This window comes from Sulfurihydrogenibium yellowstonense SS-5, assembly GCF_000173615.1.
Classification (GTDB): domain Bacteria; phylum Aquificota; class Aquificia; order Aquificales; family Hydrogenothermaceae; genus Sulfurihydrogenibium; species Sulfurihydrogenibium yellowstonense.
Window position 1 is genome coordinate 1 of the sequence record NZ_ABZS01000130.1, and the last position, 4913, is coordinate 4913.

Below are 4913 nucleotides of genomic sequence, written 5' to 3' on the forward strand. Positions count from 1 at the left end.
TTCTCATAAATCTGGTCTCCAAGATGTAAGATAAATCCTATATCTTCATTGGCTAAATGTCTGTAGGCTGTAAAATATCCATCGGCGTAGTTTTGACAGGTAACAAATCCTATTCTGTAGTTTTCAACATCTCCAACCGGCAGAGTTTTAAACCTACCTACCATTGACGGAACGTCTGCGTATGTAAATCTGTGGTAGTAAGTCTGTCCTGGTTTTAGGTTGTCTATTGTTAACCTGATTGTGTAGTCTCTTTCTTTTATAATCTTATCTCCGGGTATTTTTATGACGGATGATTCTTTCATCTCTGGACTTTGTGAAATCTCTAAGATAAGGTCTTTGTTTAATTGGTTGTGAATATTTGGATTAATTCTCGTCCATAGTACAATGCCATCCTGCGTTGGGTCTGCGCTTGCAATTCCAAGGTCAAAAATTTCTACTGCATCACTTGCCAACACTTCTAAGTTATGTGTAAGTAAATATAAGGTTGATAATGATAAGCTTATAAACTCTCTTCTGTTTAAAAGCATTTTGCTACTCCTTAGTTTAGTTTGTATTCTATCTCTAAATTTAGTGTCATAGGTTTTCCCTCCGGCGGTGGAGGGAATTTTAAACTGTTTAAAAGTCTCAAAGTCTCTTTATCTAAGATTCGGCTATCGCTTGACCTAACAAGTGATACATATTTAACATTGCCATCTTCGTCTATTGTAAATTTAACTAAAACAGCTCCCTCTTCTTCCCTTCTTTTCGCTTCTTCTGGGTATCGTTTTTTAGACTCTATGATTTTTCTAACGGTTGCGTAATATTGATTAAGTGCTGATTTATCAGGCTCTTTAGGTGGTGGCGGCAGGGGCGGTGGTGGCTCTTCATGCTTTGGTGGTGGAGGTGGTGGTTGAGGCTTTTTTATTTCCGGTGGTTTTTCTACAATTTCTTGTTTTTTAAAATCGTGTTTTGGCTCTTCTTTTATTGGTTCTACTGGTTTATTTTCTGTCTTAACTTCTTGCTTTACTTCAGGTTTTTGTTTCTCTATCGGTTCTTTATGTTCAATAATCTGTTTTGGCTTATGAGTTTCTTTTTTAACTTCTTTTATAATCTGTTTTTTAGGTTGCTCCGGTTTCTTATTTTCCTGTTTTTCTTCCGGAAGTTCAACTATTTCTATAAAGGTAGGTGGTTTTGGTGGCTCATGAAGCTTAATATTAAAAAGTAGATAAGTTCCATAGGCTGATAATGAAGAAAAAAGCAAAGAAAGGATAAATGAAGCTGATTTTTTATTGTCAGAAAATTTCATTTCTTTTCACCGGCGATAGATATTTTTGTTATTTTGTTTTCTTTAAGAGTGTCTATGGCTATCATCAGAGATTTGGCTGTTGCGTCTTTGTCTGGAATTAGAATAACTATAGCCTCTTCCGGAGATTTAACTGTTTTAAGATACTGCTTTAATGCTTCTAACCCTGTTCCGAATTTTTCTGTTTTAATATTTCCTTCTTTGTCTATATACACTTTCAAAGGCTCGTTAATTTGGTTTTGTTCTACCGTAGATGATGTGGGGAGTTTAATATTTTGATACAACATAGGCAGTACATTAAGAGTATAAAGAATGAAAAAGGTAAGTAGAAACAGCATAACGTCTATCATAGGAATTATTTGAATTTCCTCCTTTTCGTTTTCCTGCTCTTCAAGAAGGTAAAGCAATGAAAGCTTTTTATGTTTGCTCATTCAAAACCTCCATCAATATCCTGCTTTTAATATCCTCTTTCTTTTCTTGGATTTTAGAATTAAAGAATTTGAACCATAGATAAAACCACAATGACAATGCTATGCCTATTGCAGTAGCAACAAGGGCTAATCCAATTGCGGCGCTTATTTCTCCAGCTCCTGATACACCTTTTTTACCAAGCTCTTGGAAAGCTATGATAAGACCTATTACAGTTCCTAAGAGTCCAAGTAGTGGTGATGTAGTAGCTGCAAAATCCAAAAACCATAACCCTTTTTTAAAATCCTTAGCCCAGTGGAGGGCATCCACCGGGTTAGTATTTCCGTTTGACTTTTTCATCATGAAAAATTTCTGAAATATGATAAAGTTCCCATACACAAAAACCATAAACATTAGCAGAAAGACTGCTGATTTAATCTCAACCATTTAAAACCTCCCGTTAATTCCAAAGGATATCGTAAACGGCGCTCCTGCATAGTAAGTACCTGACGCTGTCCCTGGATTTATTCTACCTACGTATTTTTGATTTGTTAAGTTGACTACGTCCATGTAAAGGTCAAAGTATTTATAAATCTTTCTTGTAGCTGATAGGTTTACGATTGTGTAGTTATCAACTTTTTCTGTATTTGTGAAATTACCATATCTTGAACCTATAAACTGGATGCTTGGAGAGACTTTAAAATCGTATAGATTAAAACGAGAACCTAATTTGACCATATACCTTGGAGTGTCTGGAACGCTTTTGTCTTTAATGTCGTATTTAGTGCTTCCATCATAAAACACATCGTCTTTAAATTTGGCTTCGTTGTATGAGAAGGATGCGTAAATGTTAGTTTTTGGCATAGGATTTGCCCCCACTTCTAACTCAAACCCTTTAGCATCTACTTTTCCGGCATTTCTAAGGTAAACTAAAGTTGGATCATTTGGGTCAGCAACTCTGATTAATCTGTTTTTGTATCTTACAATATAAGCAGTTGGAGCAATGTAAAATTTATCGTAAGTTAATCTTGCACCTATATCATAACTATCTGACTCTTCAGGCTTTAGTTGGTCAGCTACAAATTGCGCTGGTATGCTTGTTGGTATAGCTCCCAAAAAATTCTGAGGCACTCTAAAGTTCTTAGCATAAGAAGCATATATATAAAGGTTGTCTAAAACGCTAAATCCTAATCCAATGTTAGGTAAAGTTTTTTTGTATGTTTTTTCGTATGATGTATTTGCGGCTTTGGTTAATCTTGGGTCGTCGTAAACACCATCCTCCGGATAATAAGGCAATCCGGTCGTATTATAGTTATCAAACTTTCTTTTAATGCTTGCAAATCTAAAACCGAGGTTTAAATCTAATTTGCCGAAAAGCTCTTTTGACTCAAATGAGACGTAAGGAGTGTTTGTAGTTGTCTTTGTTCTTTGAATGTAGTTGTACCTAAATGATGTAGTATTATTTAATGTGTAAGTACCATCTGAATTTATATTTACCAATCTTGATGGTTGCCATTGTTTTAAGTCTGCGTATTCATACCAGTATCCTAAGAAAAATTTAGAATTATACGGTAAATCCACCTTTAACTCGGTTGTAAATCCTGGTCTATCTGTATAGTTAAAAGATTCTCTAAAGAAAACATTAGATCCAAAAAAAGTCGCACTCGTTCCGCTTCCTCTACCAATCCACATGTAAGGCTTAAAATTAAGGGATATCTTATCTGTAAAGTTAAGATTAAAGATGGCTCTATATTGCTGGTTTGTATAAGGGTTTTGGTAGAATTCATAGTATAGTACATTATTGGCAGTATTGCCCGGGATTAATTTATTAGTATAATCTCTACTTCTAAAAATGTTTCCGTCTTTGGTTTCTGCGTATGTAAACGGTCTGTAGAAATAGTTTAATTGAACGTTTCTGTCATAGTAAAATTCATAATCAAGAATTCCAACTTTTTGAGTTATTCCTAAGGTATAGTGGTCTCTATACTGAGGTGCACCGCCTGGTCCTTTCCATTTATCCGCTTCTGTATGAGAATAAGAGAAGAATATTTTTGGAAGATTTTTGTTTCCAAGTAAATATCCCGTGTCTAATCTATAAAATACTCTTTTAAAGTTATAAGAACCAAATTTTAGACCAAATGAGTTTGTAAATTTACTTCTTGGTGGAGCAGTCCTAACCTTTATGGCACCGCCAATTTCTGTGTAGAAAGGAGACCTTTTGTTCACAGAACCTCTTGTAATAGTTATAGTCTCAAGGTTTTCCACATCTGCATACTCATGAGGATAAAGGGCAAAGTTTCCTGAGTCATTTAGTGGCATGTCATCAATAGTTACTCCGATTTGAGTATTGTCAAAACCTCTTATTCTTATACTACCACCACCAAGCCCATATGCATCATCAGTTTGAACGTTTACGGATGGAGTAAGTTCAATAGCCTTAAAGATGTTAACCGATCCAGCTCCGGCTCTTGTTTGAATCTCTTCTTTTTTTACTGTTGTTTCGGTAGCCGGTACATTTTTCTTGATTTCAATCGGAAGCTCTTTTTCTAAACCTGTTTGGTCTTCGACTTTAACTTTTAAAGTTGCCTCCTCAGCATAAACAAAACTACCACTTACCATAGCAGCATAAAAAAGTGCTAAAGCCTTTTTTCTTTTCACAGCATTTCCTCCTCTTTGATTAAATTTTTCTCTATTTTAAAGATAGAGTTTTAAGATTTAATGAAAGAATGGTTAAAATTATTTAAGTCTACAGAGATAACATTTCAAAATCTTAACTTCACTTTCATAAAACTTTTACAATTCTATGTTAGCTTTATAATGAATTATTCACTCCGGGGATGTAAAAATGAATAAAGAAGAATTGATCAAGAAAGTTGCAGAAAAGATCTATCATATTGCTGGCAAAGATGACTCAAGAACTGCGCAAAACTGGATTGACGCTGAAGAAATAGTGAATATGATTTTTGAGTATTGCAAAGAAGAGAAAGCAGAAGAAAAGCCTAAAAGAGGAAGAAAAACTAAAAAGTCAAGTAGTTAGAGAGGTTATTCCAAAAATCCAAATCGTCATTCTGAGCCAAGCGAAGAATCTCATGTTTCTCTTTTCAAATCAAAAAATCAAAAAAGAGATCCTTCGGCCTTCGGCCTCAGGATGACAAGAAAAGGTTTAATGATTAAGCATTAAAGGAAGGATAACCTTGAATGTCATTTTGCAGCCGGTAAAGAA

Annotated in this window: 6 protein-coding genes; 1 reads left to right on the plus strand and 5 read right to left on the minus strand. The window is 34.8% G+C overall.

The genetic code is table 11. From position 1 onward, the window contains the following. From SULYE_RS05870 to SULYE_RS05890, 5 genes are all read right to left on the minus strand, one after another. Positions 1–527: alkaline phosphatase D family protein (locus SULYE_RS05870; protein WP_007547500.1), on the minus strand; the 527-nt coding region annotated here is incomplete at its 3' end. Positions 528–538: 11 nt separating this feature from the next. Continuing rightward, positions 539–1240 carry an energy transducer TonB gene (locus tag SULYE_RS05875; RefSeq protein WP_232178616.1) on the minus strand — a complete coding sequence of 234 codons (702 nt, stop codon included), beginning with the start codon at positions 1238–1240 and terminating at the stop codon, positions 539–541. A gap of 41 nt (positions 1241–1281) precedes the next feature. Further along, the gene (locus tag SULYE_RS05880; protein ID WP_007547502.1) at positions 1282–1713 is read right to left on the minus strand and encodes an ExbD/TolR family protein; all 432 of its coding nucleotides are present in this window, start codon (positions 1711–1713) and stop codon (positions 1282–1284) included. Further along, a complete protein-coding gene (locus tag SULYE_RS05885) occupies positions 1700–2137 on the minus strand; it encodes a MotA/TolQ/ExbB proton channel family protein (protein WP_007547503.1) in 438 nt (145 codons plus the stop codon). Before SULYE_RS05885 ends, SULYE_RS05880 begins: the two co-directional genes overlap by 14 nt. Continuing rightward, entirely contained in the window at positions 2138–4348 is a 2211-nt protein-coding gene (locus tag SULYE_RS05890; protein WP_007547504.1) for a TonB-dependent receptor, read from the minus strand. Between the two features lie 187 nt (positions 4349–4535). Here SULYE_RS05890 and SULYE_RS05895 point away from each other — a divergent pair, with 187 nt between their 5' ends. After that, positions 4536–4727 carry an HU family DNA-binding protein gene (locus tag SULYE_RS05895; protein WP_007547506.1) on the plus strand — a complete coding sequence of 64 codons (192 nt, stop codon included), beginning with the start codon at positions 4536–4538 and terminating at the stop codon, positions 4725–4727. Positions 4728–4913 lie beyond the last annotated feature (186 nt).

What these genes read in the sequence shown, in the direction of transcription:
- SULYE_RS05880 (WP_007547502.1), bottom strand. Translation starts at nt 1,713, where the DNA reads ATGAGCAAACATAAAAAGCTTTCATTGCTTTACCTTCTTGAAGAGCAG.
- SULYE_RS05885 (WP_007547503.1), bottom strand. Translation starts at nt 2,137, where the DNA reads ATGGTTGAGATTAAATCAGCAGTCTTTCTGCTAATGTTTATGGTTTTT.
- SULYE_RS05895 (WP_007547506.1), top strand. Translation starts at nt 4,536, where the DNA reads ATGAATAAAGAAGAATTGATCAAGAAAGTTGCAGAAAAGATCTATCAT.